At 49.8% G+C, this 18,647-nt stretch carries 16 protein-coding genes; 10 read left to right on the top strand and 6 right to left on the bottom strand.

Features of this window, described 5'->3' with window-relative positions; genetic code table 11:
• Nucleotides 1–81: 81 nt before the first annotated feature.
• The gene (locus NOG13_RS01145) at nucleotides 82–3,006 is read left to right on the top strand and encodes an endo-1,4-beta-xylanase (protein ID WP_283110487.1); all 2,925 of its coding nucleotides are present in this window, start codon (nucleotides 82–84) and stop codon (nucleotides 3,004–3,006) included.
• Between the two features lie 299 nt (nucleotides 3,007–3,305).
• Here NOG13_RS01145 and NOG13_RS01140 read toward each other — a convergent pair whose 3' ends face one another.
• The 3 genes from NOG13_RS01140 to NOG13_RS01130 all read right to left on the bottom strand — a co-directional run bounded on the left by NOG13_RS01140 (nucleotide 3,306) and on the right by NOG13_RS01130 (nucleotide 7,279).
• Nucleotides 3,306–4,178, bottom strand: a complete 873-nt coding sequence (locus NOG13_RS01140; RefSeq protein WP_283110486.1) for a CheB methylesterase domain-containing protein — start codon at nucleotides 4,176–4,178, stop codon at nucleotides 3,306–3,308.
• Between the two features lie 182 nt (nucleotides 4,179–4,360).
• Complete coding sequence (locus NOG13_RS01135; RefSeq protein ID WP_283110485.1) at nucleotides 4,361–5,176, bottom strand: CheR family methyltransferase; 816 nt, start codon at nucleotides 5,174–5,176, stop codon at nucleotides 4,361–4,363.
• A gap of 57 nt (nucleotides 5,177–5,233) precedes the next feature.
• The gene (locus NOG13_RS01130) at nucleotides 5,234–7,279 is read right to left on the bottom strand and encodes a chemotaxis protein CheA (RefSeq protein WP_283110484.1); all 2,046 of its coding nucleotides are present in this window, start codon (nucleotides 7,277–7,279) and stop codon (nucleotides 5,234–5,236) included.
• A gap of 195 nt (nucleotides 7,280–7,474) precedes the next feature.
• On the opposite strand from NOG13_RS01130, the gene NOG13_RS01125 reads away from it, so the two are divergent.
• The 9 genes from NOG13_RS01125 to NOG13_RS01085 all read left to right on the top strand — a co-directional run bounded on the left by NOG13_RS01125 (nucleotide 7,475) and on the right by NOG13_RS01085 (nucleotide 16,024).
• Complete coding sequence (locus NOG13_RS01125; RefSeq protein ID WP_283110483.1) at nucleotides 7,475–8,869, top strand: hypothetical protein; 1,395 nt, start codon at nucleotides 7,475–7,477, stop codon at nucleotides 8,867–8,869.
• Nucleotides 8,856–9,239 (top strand): EscU/YscU/HrcU family type III secretion system export apparatus switch protein, encoded by a 384-nt coding sequence (locus NOG13_RS01120; protein ID WP_283110482.1) that lies wholly within the window; start codon nucleotides 8,856–8,858, stop codon nucleotides 9,237–9,239. Before NOG13_RS01125 ends, NOG13_RS01120 begins: the two co-directional genes overlap by 14 nt.
• 103 nt (nucleotides 9,240–9,342) lie before the next feature.
• Nucleotides 9,343–9,918 carry a chemotaxis protein CheW gene (locus tag NOG13_RS01115; RefSeq protein ID WP_283110481.1) on the top strand — a complete coding sequence of 192 codons (576 nt, stop codon included), beginning with the start codon at nucleotides 9,343–9,345 and terminating at the stop codon, nucleotides 9,916–9,918.
• A gap of 36 nt (nucleotides 9,919–9,954) precedes the next feature.
• On the top strand, nucleotides 9,955–10,665 hold the full coding sequence (locus NOG13_RS01110) for a PilZ domain-containing protein (protein ID WP_283110480.1): 711 nt from the start codon (nucleotides 9,955–9,957) through the stop codon (nucleotides 10,663–10,665).
• Nucleotides 10,666–10,688: 23 nt separating this feature from the next.
• Nucleotides 10,689–11,219 carry a chemotaxis protein CheW gene (locus NOG13_RS01105; protein ID WP_283110479.1) on the top strand — a complete coding sequence of 177 codons (531 nt, stop codon included), beginning with the start codon at nucleotides 10,689–10,691 and terminating at the stop codon, nucleotides 11,217–11,219.
• 27 nt (nucleotides 11,220–11,246) lie between these two features.
• Entirely contained in the window at nucleotides 11,247–12,623 is a 1,377-nt protein-coding gene (locus NOG13_RS01100) for a methyl-accepting chemotaxis protein (RefSeq protein ID WP_283110478.1), read from the top strand.
• Nucleotides 12,624–12,779: 156 nt separating this feature from the next.
• Nucleotides 12,780–15,119 carry a flagellar filament capping protein FliD gene (gene fliD, locus NOG13_RS01095; RefSeq protein ID WP_283110477.1) on the top strand — a complete coding sequence of 780 codons (2,340 nt, stop codon included), beginning with the start codon at nucleotides 12,780–12,782 and terminating at the stop codon, nucleotides 15,117–15,119.
• 36 nt (nucleotides 15,120–15,155) lie between these two features.
• Nucleotides 15,156–15,572 (top strand): flagellar export chaperone FliS, encoded by a 417-nt coding sequence (gene fliS / locus NOG13_RS01090; RefSeq protein WP_283110476.1) that lies wholly within the window; start codon nucleotides 15,156–15,158, stop codon nucleotides 15,570–15,572.
• The gene (locus NOG13_RS01085) at nucleotides 15,569–16,024 is read left to right on the top strand and encodes a hypothetical protein (protein ID WP_283110475.1); all 456 of its coding nucleotides are present in this window, start codon (nucleotides 15,569–15,571) and stop codon (nucleotides 16,022–16,024) included. The genes fliS and NOG13_RS01085 overlap by 4 nt, the downstream gene beginning before the upstream one ends.
• Here the strand turns inward: NOG13_RS01085 and NOG13_RS01080 are convergent.
• Genes NOG13_RS01080 through NOG13_RS01070 form a run of 3 tightly spaced genes read right to left on the bottom strand, consistent with a single transcriptional unit; the run spans nucleotide 16,021 to nucleotide 18,644 of the window.
• Nucleotides 16,021–16,506, bottom strand: coding sequence for a chemotaxis protein CheD (locus tag NOG13_RS01080; protein WP_283110474.1), 486 nt, complete (start codon nucleotides 16,504–16,506; stop codon nucleotides 16,021–16,023). The genes NOG13_RS01085 and NOG13_RS01080 overlap by 4 nt on opposite strands.
• Nucleotides 16,503–17,126: a chemotaxis protein CheC gene (locus tag NOG13_RS01075; RefSeq protein WP_283110473.1), complete on the bottom strand. Its 624-nt coding sequence runs from the start codon at nucleotides 17,124–17,126 to the stop codon at nucleotides 16,503–16,505. Before NOG13_RS01075 ends, NOG13_RS01080 begins: the two co-directional genes overlap by 4 nt.
• Before the next feature lie 48 nt (nucleotides 17,127–17,174).
• Complete coding sequence (locus NOG13_RS01070; RefSeq protein ID WP_283110472.1) at nucleotides 17,175–18,644, bottom strand: flagellar assembly protein A; 1,470 nt, start codon at nucleotides 18,642–18,644, stop codon at nucleotides 17,175–17,177.
• Between the last annotated feature and the right edge of the window lie 3 nt (nucleotides 18,645–18,647).

Genomic DNA, 18,647 nt, shown 5'->3' with positions numbered 1-18,647 from the left:
CGATTGCCATTTCATAGAATCATCACTAAAATATCTTCGCTAGCCTGCGTTTTTTGTGTAATTTGGAAGGAGGATGAAAAAATGGCACCATTCAAACGGTGCGGTACCCGTGCACTGAGCGTGTTTGTTTCGGCCGTTGTGTGCATGAGTACCATGGGACTCGGCAACTGCAGTACAAAAGCTGCTACTACTGCTGCCGTCGACCTCGTAACAAACGGAACCTTTGAAAACGGTACCGCTGAAGGGTGGAGCGACATGTGGAGTTGCACCCTCACCCCTACCACCGAACAAGCCCATGGAGGGAACTATAGCTTGCTCGTCACCGACCGGGCCGGAAACTGGGCTGGTCCTCAGCTGGATGTTCTCGGCAAAATGGAAGTCGGACACACGTACGAAGTTTCCGTGTGGATTCGTGCGCAATCGGGAAGCGACACGGCAAGCCTCACGATTAAGCGGAAGGATTCCGGTGGATCTGAGCAGTACGACTCCATTATTTACCAGCAGCCGATTTCCGCCTCGAAATGGACCAACATTACCGGCACCTACACACTGACGGACACCAACTCTCTGGACGAATTGGCATTCTACATAGAAGCAACAAAGCAAGAGACCAATTTCTATGTTGACGACATCTCCATCATCGACCAGAATGCGTCACCGAAGTCGATTCAGACGGACATCCCGTCGCTGAAAGACGTGATTAAATCGTACCCAATCGGCACATGCCTGCAGACCGACCAAATCGGCACGGTCGACGGGGACCTGATTGTGAAGCATTTCAACAGCATCACGCCTGGCAACGAATTCAAGCCGGATTATTATTATGATCCGAATGATGCGAGCCACAAAATGGATTTCACAAAGCAAGACCAGCTGGTTGATTTCGCAATCGCCCACAATATGATTATGCGCGGCCACACGTTCTGCTGGGCCAACCAGACGCCGGACTGGTTCTTCCAGGACCCGACGGACAGCACGAAAACCGCAACGAAGGAACAGCTTCGTGCTTTGATGAAAAAGCACATCACAACCGTTCTGGAGCACTTTAAGACAAAATATGGTAAAAATAACCCCATCTACTGCTGGGACGTTGTGAATGAGCCGATCACCGAAGACGGCCGGCTCAAAGCTTCCGCCGACAAGAACGACACCGCCAACTACAACATGTGGGGCGCCATTCTCGGGGAGGAATACATTGAAGACGCGTTCCGCTATGCACACGAAGCGGACCCGAGCATGAAGCTGTTCATCAACGACTACAACCTTGAGAACAACAACGCGAAAACGCAGGGTATGTATGACCTTGTGAAACGCATGCTCGCAAAGGGCGTTCCGATTGACGGCATCGGTATTCAAATGCACATCACCGCGACCAGCCCGTCCATCGAAAACATCAAGGCCGCCATTGAAAAACTCGGTTCTCTCGGCCTGCCGATTCAGATTACCGAGCTTGACATGGGCATCGACTCCAACACGGCGGCAAACCGCCTGCTGCAGGCAAGGCGCTACAAAGAACTCTTCGATCTGTTTGAACTGGAAAGTAAAAAAGGCATCCTTAAGGCTGTTACCATCTGGGGCAGCGCCGACATTTCCTCTTGGCGCCAAACCACCTACCCGCTTCTGTTCGACAACAACTACCAGGCAAAACCCGCCTACTGGGCCATTGTTGACCCCTCGAAGCTGACTCAGCTTGACACGCAGGTCTGCAAGGCGTATAAAGGCTCGCCGAAGCTCGGCAGCACGGTTGATTCCACCTGGTCCATCATCAAGGGACTGAGCACCTCCACCTACGCAAAAGGGGTAGACGGCGCTTCTGCTTCCGTCAAAGCGATGTGGGACGACCAGAACCTCTATCTCTTCGCGGATGTCGCAGACTCCACGGTCGCTCAGAATGACAGCGTGGAATTCCTCGTGGACAACAACGGCACGGTCAAGACCTATCGTGTGGCAAGGAAAGATGCTCAGAGCGGAAAAGACTTGACGCTTTATGTCTCTTCCACGAGCAAGGGCTACACCGTTCAGGCCGCGATTCCGATTGCCTCGCTGAAACCGCAGAAGGGCAACAGCATCGGGTTTGATGTACGGGTAAATGACGACCGCGGCAGCGGCACCGTAGAGTCTGTTTCCGTCTGGAACGACTATCTGCTTGGCTCCGACGCCACGAATCTCGGAAGCCTCAGCCTTGCGGGCGAACCGATGACCGCCGACTGCGTTTACGGAACTCCGAGCATTGACGGTACCGTAGACGACATTTGGGCGAACGCAAAAGAAATCACCACCGGCACATGGGTCACCGGAACTTCCGGCGCAACCGCAAAGGTTAAGACCATGTGGGACGAAAAGAACCTCTACATTCTTGCCACTGTGACCGACCCGGTTCTGAGCGACAAGAGCGCGAACGAGTGGGAGCAGGATTCCGTCGAGATCTTTGTGGACCAGAACAACCACAAGACTTCTTCGTATGAAACCGACGACGGCCAGTACCGCGTGAACTTCAAGAACCTGCAGAGCTTCGGCAGCAGCACGCCGCAGGCCGGCTTCAAATCCGCGGCAACGGTCATTTCGGGCGGTTATCTGGTAGAGATGGCGATTCCGTGGACAGAACTTGTCCCGAAAGCCGGTACACTCATCGGCTTCGACGCTCAGGTGAACGACGGCGACGAATCCGGTACTCGCACAGGTGTTGTTACTTGGTGTGACCCCTCCGGTTCTTCTTACATGGATACCTCTGGCTTCGGCAACTTGGTCCTTGTCAAGGCAGAAGAACCCTCGAGTTCAGGGCCCGAGTCCAGCTCAAGCTCAAGTTCCGGTGCTAGCTCGAGTGCCAACTCCGGCTCAAGCAGCGCAAGTGCTTCTTCCGCAGCCGCCTCTTCGGGCAGCTCGCAGAACAGCCCCAAGACCGGAGATACTTCCGACATGTTCCCGTTCCTTCTTTGCCTGCTGATTTCCGGTTCCGCATGCGCGGTGCTCGTGATTGTGCGCAAAGCACAGAAAAAGGCAAACTGATTTTGCAAAGATTTTGTCGCTTCATCAAATAGAAAAAACAAACAACAAAATCCCCCTAATGCAGTAATTCTGAATTAGGGGGATTTCGATTGGATTCTTGTTGAATCGACAAAGCATCTCGGCTGGTATCCGTGACAAATAATGCAGGTATCCATTTTTTGGCATAAAAGTACCTCCTGTTGCAGTTCCCATACTACAACAGGAGGTTTTTTCACTGCTCGTTTGTGGAGTATCGTTCAGTTTTCCACATCAGGAGGTATTTTTGTTGAATATCCGTTTTTACGGGTTTGGTCTCACAATTATTTCTCAGAAATCCGCCGAATCAGCGTCTCGGCAATTCGGTCGAGAGGAAGCTGCTGCATGACGGCTCCTATATTGTATGCAACCATCGGCATGCCGTAGACGACGCAGGAATCGCGGTCCTGCCCGATGGTAAATGCTCCCGCTTCGCGCATGTGTAGAAGCTCATGTGCTCCATCCTGCCCCATGCCCGTAAGGATAACGCCGATGGCATCCTTCCCGGCGCATTTTGCGGCGGAATCGAACAGAACGCCGACGGAAGGGCAGTGCCCGTTAACTTTTTCGCCCGGCGCACAGCGCACATAATACCCGTTCGCGTCTTTTTTGAGGGACATCTGCATGCCGCCGGGGGCAACAAGCGCAGTTCCGGGAAGAACTCGGTCGCCGTCTTTTGCCTCCGAAATTCTGAGTTTTGAAATGCGGTTCAGGCGCTCGGCATACATTTTCGTGAAATCCTGCGGCATGTGCTGGGTAATTACGATTCCCGGCATCGTGGCGGGCAACTTTTCCAGAATCGACGCCGTAGCCTCGGTTCCTCCTGTGGAAGCTCCGATGGCAATGACGTTGTATTTAAATTTTCCGTTTGAAGTCGCAGTCGCTGCGGCAGGCTGTGCGGCAGTCACTTTCGTGGACGTAATACGCATGCTGACCGCAGCAGCGGCAGCCAGCTTCACAATCGTGCAAAATTCCTTGGAAAACGCATTTAAGGCCGCGGAATTCGGATACGTCGGCAGACGAATGAATTCCGCATCGTGGATTCCCACGGTCTGCACGGTTTCAGGGGAGCCTTCGCCGATGACGATGCATGGTGCAAAATTCGTCTCTTCGCACGGCTGCAAGCGGTCCAGAAGGTCTGCAAGTTTCCAATTCATTCCCGGGTTCTCACTGAGGACGATGACATCAGGACGGGTTTTCGACGCAATTTGCTCAGGAGATTCCTGCATGAAGTTGTCTGGCAAAATTTCAAGGGAGCTATCATCTTTTACCACTTGCCGGATGATGTCCCGAAATATTACGGAATCACTCAAAACGAGAATTCTTGTACTCTTGTGGATCATCTCTTCGCATCAAGCCGTCCTTTCTGGTAAATAGACGGTTCAACGTAGTGGAGGTCTGGAACTTCGTTTTGAATATTTTCCGAATGGCCGATAAAGAGGTAGCCGCCTGGTTTGAGCATGTTGCAGAATTTGCGGATTAGACTGTCTTTCGCTTCTTTGGTGAAATAGATCATGACGTTCCTGCAGAAAATGAGGTCGAACGGCCGCTGAAAATGGAAATCCTCCATCAGGTTTAGCCTGCGGAAGATTACTTCGCGGCGGATTTCATCCTTCAGCAGAAAGACGTCATCGGACTGAGTAAAGTAAAGGCGCTTCCAGCTTTCCGGCAGATTTTGAAGGTCCTCTGCGGAGTAAACCCTTTGCTGGGCTTCGGCGAGGACCTTTGTTGAAATGTCCGTTGCCAAAATGCGGGTGTCCCACCCGGGAGACTGCCGGAAGAAGTCCTTCATGGTCATAACGGCCGTGTAGGCTTCTTCACCCGTGGAGCAGCCGGCACTCCAAATGCGCAGGGAGTGCTCACGGTTTTCTTTGAGCTGCTGAGGAAGAATGACCTCGCGCAGGAAGTCGAAATGCCTCGGCTCACGCATAAAGTAGGTGTGGTTGGTTGTCAGTTTGTTCAGAAGTGTGTTGAGTTCATTTTCGTTTTGCTTTAGGTACGAAAAATACTGGGAAAAACTCGTGAAATCATGCTTTACAAGGACGGAATACATCCTTGCCTCAATCAACAGTCTTTTTTTGCTCAGGTCGATTCCGTAATTATTACGGATATAGGTGACAAGCCAAGAAAATTCGTCATCGGTAAGCTGGATCATGCTGTGAAAGTCGACCTTTCGATTCCCGAAAAAACGGTTTAATTATTTCTGGATTTATCAATTTCTGTAAAGGTTTTGTACATTGAGAATCAGGCTGATGCTGCCGTCACCGAGAATTGCGCAGCCGTCAATGCCGGATTTGCGGGCACGGAACTGCTGCAGGTAAGTAGGCAGGCTCTTGACAACGACCTGATGTTCCCCGAGCAGCGCATCGGCGAAAATGCAGAACGAAGTGTCGTGCGCACCCACGAGGATGACGATGCCGTCTTCAATATCGGTAACTTTTGTGTCGAGATTGTAAGCCTTGTGCAGGCGGATGAGCGGATAATATTTCTCGCGTACTTTGATAATCTCGCGCATGTCGGTGTCATACATAATGCTTTCTTTCGTTGCTTTGAAAGACTGCAGAATGTTCTTAATTGGAATCGTGAACATGGTGTCACCGACAGAAACCTTCATGCCGTTGATAATAGCGAGCGTCAGCGGAATCTTGAAAGTCGTCTTTGTGCCCTTTCCGGGGGTGCTGGTGATTGTCACTTCGCCGCCAATTTTTTCAACATTATCCTTAACGACGTCCATGCCTACGCCGCGGCCGGAGAATTCCGTAACAACGTCGTTCGTTGAGAAGCCCGGCATAAGCAGGAACTGGAAGATTTCCTGTTCGGAGTATTCACTGGCCGGCTTAGTAAGAAGGCCTTTTTTCTCAGCTTTGCTGAGCACCTTGGCGCAGTCGATGCCTTGGCCGTCGTCTTCCACGCTGATGAGAATATCGCCGCCCGTGTTCTGCGCCGTGAGCGTAACCGTGCCTTCTTCCGGCTTGCCGGCGCGCCGACGCTCCTCTGGGGTTTCGATGCCGTGGTCCATGGAGTTGCGGACCAAGTGCATGATTGGGTCAGAAATGCTGTCGACGATGGTTTTGTCCACTTCAGTTTCCTCGCCCACAAGCACGAGTTTGGCGTTCTTACCGAGCTTTTTGTTCATGTCGCGCACGACGCGGTTCATCTTCTGGAACACCGTGGAAATCGGAACCATGCGGATGGACATGACAATTTCCTGAAGCTCATCGGTCAGCTTGCGCAGCTGCCGAGTGGCTTTTGCAAAGTTGTTGTCAAGTCCCGCAGCCTGCAGGGCAGGGTTGGAAGTAACCATCGACTCGGTAATAACAATCTCGCCCATGAGGTCCATGAGAGTGTCGAGCTTTGAGAGGTTCACGTTAATGAGGCTTTGCTTGACAGGGGTATGCTGCTGCTCAGTCCGTGTCGCATTGGCGGCGGGAGCAGCCGGCCCCTCTGTTTTCTTTTGAGCCGCAGGCGGGATGATCTCGCTGTAGCTCTTGGTGTAGGTGAAATTCTCAATGACCGGAACAGCCTTCTTGAGGTCTGCTTCGGTGCGGAAGAAGAGAAAGAATCCGTCGCGCACAATCACAGCGGCCGTTGCCGGGTTGGTGTCGATGTCTTTCGGAGAATAGTCAAACTCCGGAACAACGTCGCGGAGCTCCCCTGTGAGCATAAATGCGCGCAGGTTGTCCATCTGCGCTTCTTCATCCAAAAACACACGCGCGGCGTATGGGAATCCTTTTTGCGTTTCCGCGTTCAGAAGGTCGCCCGCAGCAGCGAGGTCAGCAGGGGCAGCTGGCGCGGCAACAGCGGAAGAAGAGGCCGCGGGAGCTGCTGTAGGTGCGGCTTCCGGAGAAGGCGCAGCGCCTGAAATCTTTTGCAGAAAATCGTTAATTTCCTGCTCCAAATTGCCGATATCAGTAGTAAGAGGCTGGCCGGAGCGAACCTTGTCCATTTCGCTTTTGAGGAAGTCTCCGGCGCGGAACATCATGTCGATGAGGGGCTCTATGTACTCTTTTGCCACACCCTTTTCGCGGACGACGGCAAAAAGATCTTCCATCTTATGAGCGATAACAGTCAGGCTGTTGAACTGCATCATGGCAGAAGAACCTTTAATGGTATGCATGATCCGGAAGATCTCGTTGATACTGTCTTGGTCAAATGCTTTGTTTTTTTCACATGCAAGCAGAATATCATCCAGATGCTCCAGTAGATCGTCATTTTCAAATAAGAAGACATCCAGCATAGAATCTGTTCCGTTATCCATATCTATCACTCCCACTCGATTTTATGTCATCTAGCGGCTTGACTTGTGCAGATAACACAATTATAGTTTATCTGTGATAATATTATTATATCATTATATATCGGCGAGTGAAGTCGATTTTTTAGAAAATTTTGTCTGTTTCTGTCACTTTGGATCATAATATCATTCTTAGGGAAGAAAGAAGGGGGAAAGCGCATGCCGGATAACCTGCGGATTACTACGCCGGTTAATACTCTGAATGAAATAGCAAGGCCCAACCAAGCGGTAGAGGCGAACCGGGTGCCGAAGACCGGAAACACCACTGAGCCGAACTTGCAGTCAGCCGACCTGCTCCTGAGTGGTTCTGTTTTCAACCAGTTCCTTCGCCAGTTGGAACAAACACCCGGCCTTGACCAGACCCTCATGCGGCTTCTGGGTGACGCAGCAGCGGCGCAGTATGCCTCGCAGGCCGGAATATCTGATTTCGAGCAGAACATTCCCGAACCGATGAAGGCACTTGTTTCCGCGCTCGCCACAGACGCGGACGGAATGATGGAGGAAGTCAGGGCACAAAGCAAAGACTCGACCCTGTTCACCGGTCCTTTGTTCCGGTTCCTTGACCAGCTTTCCGCACAGGAAGCCGACCCGCAGTTCGACCTTCACGTTGCGAATTTTCTGAAGGCATACAGCGGCGTGCAGAATGCCGCTGGAACCCGCGCAGCCATTCACAGAAACCTTGAACAGCTGAAATACACCATTCCGCTTCCGTTCGCGAAGCGGCTTGTGCCGTTAATTGCGGAACTGACCGGCGACACGGACGCCGATCTTGCTGTTTTGAAACAAAAGATTATTCCGCTGCTCGGCGAATACGCCGCAAAGACGAACGAGATCGGAAAGCCGCGCGACACCATCTCCATGCTGCTGAACAACACGGCAATTCTCAACGAGAGCACGCGCGCGAACCTCAATGCGAAATTCAACGAGCTGTATGTCTACTGCAGGGACACACTGAACCTGCCGCAGATGACGCTCAATATGTTGCGAGCCTTTTTTGCCGCAGAGCTTTCCGAGACAAACGACAGCAAAAAGGAAGCGTTTCTCAGCAAGCTGACCTCGCTGCTATCCGCGACGGGAAAGGCGGCGGAGGGAATCGACCGCACCGTTCTCCACGACATTACGCGGTCGCTTTTGCTGGACAGCAGCGTCTTTATGCCGTTTGTTCATTTGGTTCTGCCTGCGCAGATTGACGGACGTTTCCTGTTTGCCCAGATGTGGATTGAAAAGACCGACCCGGACACAGCCGGAAAAGGGCAAAGAAGAGCGGTAACAGGGCCAAAGAACATCTATCTTTCGTTCGAAATTCAGGATCTCGGCCTGTTTGAGGCTTCGGTGAGCTTGATGGGAAAGCAGGTCAACATGAAGCTCGCATGTCCTCCGACCTTCCGTAGCTTCAACTCAGAAATCCGCAACAGCATCTCTTCCATTCTGAGGCGGAACGGCTTGGAACCCGAAGAAGTTCGGGTTTCTTCGGCACAGAGCAAGCCGCAGATTCCGGATATTATCCTTCAGAAAGTCAAGGAAAGAAGGAGGTCTGTCGATGTCACAGTTTGAACGGCTGCAAAAGGCTGCTGCGCTGAAATACAGCGATAACGGAACGGATTCCGCGCCGGTTGTCGTAGCCTCGGGTTCGGGGCATATTGCCCAGACGATTATCGACATCGCCGAAAAAAACGGTGTCCCTGTTTTCCGGGACAGTTCGCTTGCGACGCTTCTTTCCCAGCTTCAGTGTGACACGGAGATTCCGCCCGAGCTTTACCGCGCCGTGGTGGATATCTACGTTTATTTCCTCGGTTTCCGCGTGGACCAAAACGGTAAAGTCGTGCGTGGATCCCCTGCGGAAAAGCCTCCGGAAGAAGGCTCGACAAAAGTCGACGAAAATCCAATAAATCTCCCAGAAAATGCTAAAGAAATCCGTCCCTGAACCGATATATTTAAGTAAACATATTGTGAGGCCATCTTCCGTTCCCGTTACGAAAATCATAGTTATTTCTTTCGTTATTTCTAAGTAGAAAAAGGTGAAATGAATGAAGACGTTGAAAGAAATGCGTAGAGAAAATGCAGTGGCTGCCGACCTGCATACCGAGAAATATCTGACTTTTTTCATAGACGGTCAGCTTTTCACCATTCCCACTTCCGAAGTGGTTGAAATCATCCGAATGCAGCCTATTACATACATTCCGAATACGGTTGCCTATGTAAAGGGCGTCATCAATCTTCGCGGGAAAGTGGTTCCCGTCATTGATATGCGCCTGCGTTTTCAAAAGGAAGAAGTTCCTTACGACACGCGCACCAGCATCGTCATTGTAGAAAAGAAAGACATGACGGTGGGCTTGATTGTGGATTCCGTGAGGGATGTTCTTGACGTTTCCTCGGCGCAAATCAGTGATTCGCCGAAATTCTTCGGAAGAAATGCCATCGGGAAAAATGCAGTAAGCAAGAATTTTGTTTGCGGCATGGTAACGCTCAGCGAGAATGAGACCGCTATGCTTCTCGATATTGCAAAGGTCTTGACCCATCACTCCAGAGACAGCGTAAAAGCCGCTGAAAAGACCGACAGCGCAGTGGATGCCTCTGTCCAGGAAAAGGCTCAAGGAAATTAATTTTCTCCTTACTTTTTTTGGGGAGGGGAGGCTTAAATGCTTCCAATTTCAGAACAGTATCTGCATTCGCCGTGCGAAGTCCGTTCCATGAAAAACTCGTTGTTTTTAATGGGTTACATCAGCAGCTTTACGGAGGACGGAATCCAGATCGAATCCACAGACCGAATGCCGATTATTCACTGCAATACGGTAGTAAAGATCAGCATGATGAACAGTAGACTCGGGTTTCAGACCCTAGTTGGTAAAGTGTATCTTTCCACGGATTCCATGCTGCGTGTGGTGGACCTGCAGAATGCTATGGACTATGAAAAGCGAAATTTCTTCCGGGTCAAGGTAGACACGGTGGCGGAAGCCATTCTCGTCCCACCTGTTACGGAAGCTGAGAACGAAACCAAGCCCGCCCGTAAACCTGAGCGCATTGTAGTACGAGACATCAGCCTGAGCGGTCTGTTCTTTGTCAGTGGGTTGGAGTTGTCAGTTGGTGATCAGCTGATTGTGAACCTGAGCATTTACGACACGGTGGTGTCGCTGCTGTGCAAGGTTGTGCGAAAAAGTTCTGTGGAGCTTGGCACAATGAACGGCTATGGGTGCGAATACCTTGATAATTCTGGAAAGCAGTTTGATATTCTCTGTAAATACTTATTTGATTGTCAACGTGAACAGATCCATATGATGAAGCAATACACGGAAGAAGTGCGCCGTGCCGGAAACACTACGCAGAATCACATAGATTCCGGCGGACGCTGAAATAACAAATGAGGTGAAAAGAATTGGAACAGCCGGAAATGATAGAAGAAACCCAAGAGCAGAAATCTGCAGAAGGAGAACAGAGGTACCTAACATTCTGGACGGCCAGCGAGCTTTATGGAATTCCTATCTCCGATGTCGTTCAGATTATCAGCATGCAGGAGATTACTCCCCTTCCCGATTTCCCGAACTATGCAAAGGGAGTCATCAATCTGCGTGGTAACATCATTCCGGTGATTGACATGAGAATCCGTCTCAAGAAGCCGGAAGTTGAGTACACCGACAATACCTGCATTATTGTAACAAACATCCAGGATACCTACATGGGGTTTATTGTTGACACGGTCGATCAGGTTACTACCATCGACCCAGAGGACATTACCCCCGCACCAAGAGTCTCGAAAGAAGTTACCAACCATTATCTGACTGGTATCGGGCAGGTGAACGATAAGGTAGTCCTGATCCTCGACCTTTCCAAAATCCTGACGGAGAGTGAATTTAAGCAGGTGACGGAAACAGCGCTTCAGGAAGAGAAAGATGATTCTGAAAACTGAAATTCAGGAAGAGGAGTATTGAGGATTATGAACAATAAGAAAAACAAACGCGAGATTAAAAAATTTTTATTCTTTGGAATCTTTTTGGTTGTGCTGATGCTGCTGCCTTTGGTAGCTTTGGTTGTCTGTTCTTTTACAATGGGAGGCAACCCGGAACAACTCGGCAAGTTCTTTGCTAATGCGTCTATTGTGTCTTTAGTCTATCTAATTGTTGTTTTAGCACTGGGAATTTTCTTCCTGGCAAGATTCGTTAAAAGGCAATCTACCTATGTAAAGAAAATTGCCGAGGATATTCAGGAACTCAAGCAGGGTCAGTTTGATTTTATTGACACAGAGACAAACTCAGAGGACGAAACAATCAACGCTCTGATTGATTTCTCCAATCAGCTCAATAACATATCGGCAGATCTTGTCAATGTGTTCAAGAAAATGTCAGAGGGCGATTTGACCGTAAGCTTGAAGGCTGACCTCATCGGCGACTGGAAGGCCATTGGCGAAGCGGTCGAAACGATGAAGGCTCGCATGAACGATGTGTTCACGCGCATCAAGGCCGCCGCGGAGCAGACGGCAAGCAGTTCGGAACAGGTTGCAAGTGCCTCTCAGGCACTGGCTCAGGGCGCTACGGAGCAGGCAAGCGCCATTCAGGAGCTTTCTGCGACCGTGAGCGAGATTTCAACCCACGCCCGCAACAATGCCTCCAACGCGGCAAATGCCGACCAAGCTTCATCCCTTGCTGAGCAGAAGATTACCGAAGCAAGCCAGAACATGCAGGACATGATTCGGGCAATGGGCGAGATCAGCGATGCTTCCAATAAGATCAGCAAAATCATCAAGACCATCGACGACATCGCCTTCCAGACCAACATCCTTGCTTTGAATGCCGCAGTAGAAGCGGCACGCGCCGGTGCGGCAGGCAAAGGCTTTGCTGTTGTTGCCGATGAAGTCCGTAACCTTGCAAGCAAGAGTGCAGAAGCTGCAAAGGATACAACGCAACTGATTGAACAGGCAATCCAGGCGGTTGAAGAAGGACAGAAGATTGCACAGATTGCTGAGAAGACCCTGAAAGAAGTGGAAGAGGCTTCCGACGTTTCCAATAAACTGGTGAACGAAATCGCCAGCGCTTCAAACCAGCAGGCTGCTTCTATCGGCCAGATTACCCAGGGTCTGCAGCAGATTTCTGCGGTGGTTCAAACGAACTCGGCTACGGCAGAACAGAGCGCGGCCGCAAGCCAAGAGCTTGCAGCGCAGGCTAAGGTTCTCAAGACTGCTCTTGCTTCCATTAAGATGGTAGAGACAAAACAGAAAGAAGAGGCGAAAGAGAAACCTGCTGAAAAACCTGAAACCAAGGAGCCTCAGGCAAAAGCAGCAGTTTCGTCTGAAGTTACCGACGATAAATACGTCTAATATCTATGAAATTATGTAACAGGCACCTTCCGGGGATATCCTCGGAAGGTGCTTTTTTGCGCGGAAGCTAAACAAAAGAGGAAAAAAGCCGATATACTAAGTAGATTTTACAGAGTTGAGATAAGTTAACTTTTCAATATGAATGGAGGATGCTGCATGAGTACATCAACAACATCGACCTCATCGTCGATTCCTTCTTTTTATACAATGGATGGCACCACGCGCTTAAACGGTTCGGAATTTGCTTCGGGTCTGGATACTCAAAATCTGATTAAAGCGCTGACTGCCAAAACGTCCGAAAAAATTGCAAAACAGCAGCAGCTCCAGCAGAAGGTTGAATGGAAGCAGGAAATGTACCATGAGATTGAAGACCTGCTGCAGAGTTTTTCGGATAATTACCTGTCTTACTCAACAAAATCCTCCACAAACCTGATGAGCAAGAGGTTCTTTGATGCGGAACAGCTTGTCAGCTCGAATTCCAGTGTCGTTACGGCAACGGGAGATGCGGCGGATGCTGGAAATGTGGTGATAAACAGCATCACGAAGATTGCAAAACCCGCAGTTTTAACCGGTTCCGATGTATCTGTGCCGGATATTCATACGATGTCGCCATTGAAAAACACCATTGCTTCTTCTTCTTACCTCAATGTGGAAGTAGGAGGAACTTTATATACCATTTCCCTCGGCAGCAATCTTGCGATTCCCGACAGCGCCGATGAAATAATTTCCGACTCCTCCTTCCTTCAGAAGCTCGCAGATAATCTGAACAACCAGGTGAAGAAAGCCGGCCTTACAGGAAAGATTTCGTTTGCTGTGAGCGATGGTTGCATTACCATGACAGCTACCGATGATTCTACCAAAATCACCGGAGCTTCTCAGAATTTTATCGACGGACTCGGCTTGACGAAAACAGGCGACAGCTATACGCTGAACGGCCCCGTCAAGAAGAGTATAGCATACATCGGCAGTCAGCTTGCCGGAACCTCCTTAACCGTGCAGCTGGATGGCCTTACCAAAACAATCTCCTTCAACCAAAGTGAAGTGGAGCAATATAAAGATGTCGAATCCCTGGCATCGTATTTACAGAGCAAATTTCGCGATGCTTTCGGCGTGAATGCTCACAACGAGAATAAGGTAAAAGTGAACTATGATGACAGCGGAATACTCAGATTTTCTGTGGACGACAGTTCTTCCGTGCTGACATTTGTATCCGCCAGCTCAAGCGGAGTGCTTGGGACGGATGGCTTGCTTCATATCCGCTCCGGAGAGACGAACCGCCTTGAACTCGACAAGAAGCTCAGTGAGCTTAAAGGAGAACTTCAAACTACCCTCTCCACCGAAGCTGTGGATGAGAATGATAAAAAGGTTTATTCCTTTACGATCAATGGAAAATCCTTTACGTTCAACGAGGATACGGAGCTCAACACGATTATCAATACTATCAACAACGATAACGACGTAAATGTAACCATCAGTTATTCGCAGACACTCAATCGCTTCCGCATTGTTTCCGATAATACCGGCTCACAGGAAACCATCGACATCCATGACAATGAGGGCGGCGGCAATCTCGTGGCAGCTTTGTTTGGCAGCAACCCTTCGTTCACGAGCGGGCAGGACCTCGAGATGGATGTCACGCTGGGTGGAACGCCTACCCATATTATACGCGGAACCAATAGCTTTACGCTCGACGGCGTTACAATGACCGTAACCGGCACGACGGACAGCGCGGTGACTTTTTCCGCGGCTGACAACTCCGAAGATCTCTACGAAAAAATCTCCACATTTGTGGAGACCTATAATAAAATTATCACTACGATAAACACGTACGTCACAGAAATGCCGGCTTCACATAGCACGCGCAACGGCGGCGGAAAAACCTACGAGCCGCTGACCGATGAGCAAAAGAAAGAAATGACGGACGCGGAAATCGAGCAGTGGCAGAAAAAAGCAAAACAAGGTCTGTTGTTCGCTGATCCCCAGCTCAGCCAGCTGCAGAACGACCTGCGCAACGCAATGGAAACCATCGTTACTTCTGTGGGGATGTCTTTGGCGGATATCGGCATTTCCACCCAGGCTTATGACTATACTTCAGGCGGTAAGCTCGTCATTGACGAAACAAAGCTGAAGGACGCGCTGAAAAACAACTTGAGCCAAGTGGAACAGCTTTTCACAAATTCAGACGGTAAAGACGAGTCCACAAATGCAGACGGCGTGGCGCAGCGCCTAAGGGATGTCGTTACAAAGTATATCGGTGTTTACGGCAACAGCGGCATTCTGGTTGACGTGGCCGGCAGCAGCACGCTGATCGGTGTGGATAACAGCCAGTTCGCAAGTCAAATCAACCAATACCAGAAGAATATCAAAGAGTTGCAGACACAGCTCACAAATGAGCGGAACCGTTTACAGAGGGAATTTACCCGAATGGAGAATATCCTTTCAAGACTTGTTACTCAGTTTGATTATATCTCGAACATGGGCTTAGGAACCAGCTGACCTCTGAATTAAATTGATAGACCGGAGGAAATGAAAATGTACGGAAACGGGAGTTTGATTCAAAAGTACCAGGAACAGGCTGTCAACACAATGTCCCGCGGGGAGCAAATTGTGGTGCTTTACGATGAGGTGATTAAGAACCTGAAGTATGCTTCCATGCTGATAGGCAAGGGAGACACCCAAACAGCTCAGAAATGCATGAAAAAGTGCCGGAACATCCTGAATTACCTCGTTGTAGTCCTCGATGAAAAGTACGATATTTCCAAGCGGTTAAAAGCCATTTATTCTTACATGATTGGCCAAATCGTCATTACGGAAGCGACGGGCGATGCTTCCCGAATCGACGCGATTATTCCTAAGCTGGCAGAACTGCGGGAAGCATGGAGTGAAGCGGAAAAATCTCTGCACACACATGGCAGCAATTCAAATCCGCTTCCGGGGCATACAACGTGACAGAGAACAAAAAAAACCCCGGAAGATTTCTTCCGGAGTGTATGGAGCAGAGGTTGATTCTGCTCAACCATATTTTGAACCTGACCAAGGAAATTGAGGTGCAGAGCCGCCAGCAGATGGTTGACATCGGCACGCTCGTTGACAAACGTCAGGTTTATATTGATCGGCTGAAAAAATGCAACGCCATGATTGACGCCGTCTGCCGTGAATTTCCACCGGAACAATGCGAGCGAATGAAAAAAATCGTTGCGGGAAAGCTGCCGCAAACGGAATGCACAGAAGAGGAAAAGAAGCTTTGCGAGCTTGCTCAGAAAGAAAACGAAGTGCTGCAGAAAATCCTTGCGCTTGACCGTGAAGCCCGAAGCAGGCTTGAGGCGGAATGTAACCGCATTCAAGCCCGGCTGCGGGAACTTCAAGAGCCTTTGCCCAAAAGCAACCGCAGAATATATTAAAAGGTTTTGGAACCCATGGTGCAGGATTTCACAACCATGGTGCCGTCTTCCGTATAGAAGAAAACAGTTCTACCATAATTCAGGCCCGTATCTTGCGCAACGATACGGACCTGAAGATTTTGTAGAGTAGTTTTTACTGCATCTACATTTCTGGCACCGATGTTGCCAAAAGCACTGTCGCTTGCAATGTTAAACATTTTTGCACCGCCGGCGATTTTTGCTGTAATCCTACTGCGCACGCATCCCATTTTCTCCATTTCTTTCACCATTTCCGGGATGCAGGTGTCAGCGTAGCGGTGGAGCTTTTCGTTCGGGTGTTCATGGGGATAATTTGGCAAGAGAATATGGCCGAGGCCGCCGACCTTACGAACCGGGTCATAAAGACAAATGCCTACGCAGGAGCCAAGTGCATAGGTAACAAAACAAGTAGGAGATTCAGCAACCTGCATCTCCGCAATACCTACTACAATTAAATTGTTCATAATGCTATCCCCAGCCCATTCATCAGAGTACTCAGAGAGTCTAGACTAGGAATCAGCATCATGTTCGCGGTGATGACATCCTGTTCATTCTCAAAATCATCTTCCACGAAGATGATTTTGTCGGCATCCGCTCCCATTTCCGCTGCGGGCACCGTAAGCAGAGAGCCGACCATGTCGGCTGTAACACCCGGAACGGACATGTTGATTTTTAGGTTCGCAAGGGAAGAAATGGCGGAAACATAAGAACCGATCATGATGTTGCCTATTTCGGAAAGTGCAGAGCTTTGCATCTCGGTCAGATGCATGCAGTCTGCGTCTTCACATCCCAAAAGGCTTCCGAGCATCGTCTTGGTGAACTTCTGCCCTGCCACAAACATCATGATGCCGTGAATATCGCCAAACAATTCCACCAAGATCGCAACGACTGGTGTTTCCGGCCCACCCATCGCTTTGTCCACATCTTGAATGTCCATTATGCGCACAACAGGCGTTCTCATTTCAATCTGCCTGTTCAGCATATTTGCCAGGGAAGTGGCTGCATTGCCGGCACCGATGTTCCCGATTTCGCGCAAAACATCGATGTGCATATCATTGAGCTGACTGAAATCTTTAATTGACATTTTCACACCTTCAATAATTGCCGGATAAAATCTCCGAAAGAGTGCTCCTTAGTTTTCTTCGTCGGAGGGAAGGATTGGTCCGGTGACGATTTGATCGCCTTTCAGATAGAATTTCATGTGGTCATACTTATTGTTCAGCATCATGCTTACGGTACCAATTGTGATTTTGGTTCCAGGATAAGCGGTGCGAAGCACAGCAACATTAAATTCGGACAGTGGAACAATTGGGGCATTCTCCAACTCTTCAATCCGTTTGGAGTATCGGTACACATCGTTTTCCGACTCCTTTTGCCGATTCGTAATCGACTTAATCAGGTTCTGAGTGCGAGCACTCGGTTCCCGCGAACCGAGTGTGCTGCTAATCAGCTTTAGCTGTCTAGCGCAGTCCTGCTGAACCAAGTTTTCAGCCATGATTTTCTGCTTCAGTTCAGCAATTTCGTTAGCCCGCGAAAAATTGCCGGAAAGCGAGTCTTTCAGGTCAGGAGACGTAATGATTAGCTCAGTAAGCGCATAGCTGGTTGTGCCAATCATCTTCGCATATATGCGGTGCCCAGCCTGGCATTTTCCTCCCATTATTGACGAGTTCGGGCCGCGCATAATGATGCGGCCACCGGCGTCAACATCGCAGTTCATCAAGGTGTCTGCGTAAACATCGCAGCCGCTGATGACTTTGGCACTCTGAAAATAACGTGCAACAACATTGCCACCTGCCTTTAGGTAGCCGCCGAGCATTCCGTTGACGCCTTTGGAAACCGTAATGCTGCCGCCGGCTTCAAGCGTTGCCCCGATGACCATGCCGTAAACCTTGATGTCGCCGCCCGCTTTCACCGTATAGCCGGCCGTCACATCGCCTTGGACTACGACCGTGCCTCCAAAAGAGATGTTTCCGGAGGAACTGTCTACATTGCCGCGTACATAGAAGGTATCGTTAATATTGAGTATGCCTTTGCGGTATTCGATGCACCCATCAATGGCAGCGCGTACTTCCGTTCGTTCTTCATTGAAGGTAAGGTTGCGCCCGGAAGGGAGAGAGGGAAAGTGTCCTTTTTTGTAGGGAACCGTCTTACCTGTCACATCCGTACCGTCTTTTCCCGGCTCAGGCGGAACGATGCGGCAGAGAAGGTCGCCTTTTTTCACGCTTTGTACCATGTCCAGACTACTGTAGTCGACCGTGCCGTCTTCCAGCTGTTTCGGGGTGGAGCATTCATCGGTACGGAAAAAATATTCGATTTCTCCGTTCCCCTCATTCTGTGCGGGGATTCCATGTGCACAGAGAGTCTCCCGCGTAGGATTTGCACAGAAGGTTTTTATGGCATCGGGCAGAATTCCAAATACGACACCGTTTTCTTCTAAAGCGCGTTTAACATCTTCCTCTTGGATTTGTTGCCCCAAAGTGACATTTTTCGCCCAAACGAAGGCTTCCTGCCGGTTTTCCGAAATACGCACAAATAACTGCGGTTTTGAGCTGTCTGTGCCGGCATTCGGATTGGAGAATTGTCCATTATTGAGTGTACTCATACG

The sequence above is a fragment of the Thermocaproicibacter melissae genome, assembly GCF_024498295.1.
GTDB lineage: Bacteria > Bacillota > Clostridia > Oscillospirales > Acutalibacteraceae > Thermocaproicibacter > Thermocaproicibacter melissae.
This window is presented reverse-complemented; position numbering and strand designations above follow the sequence as displayed.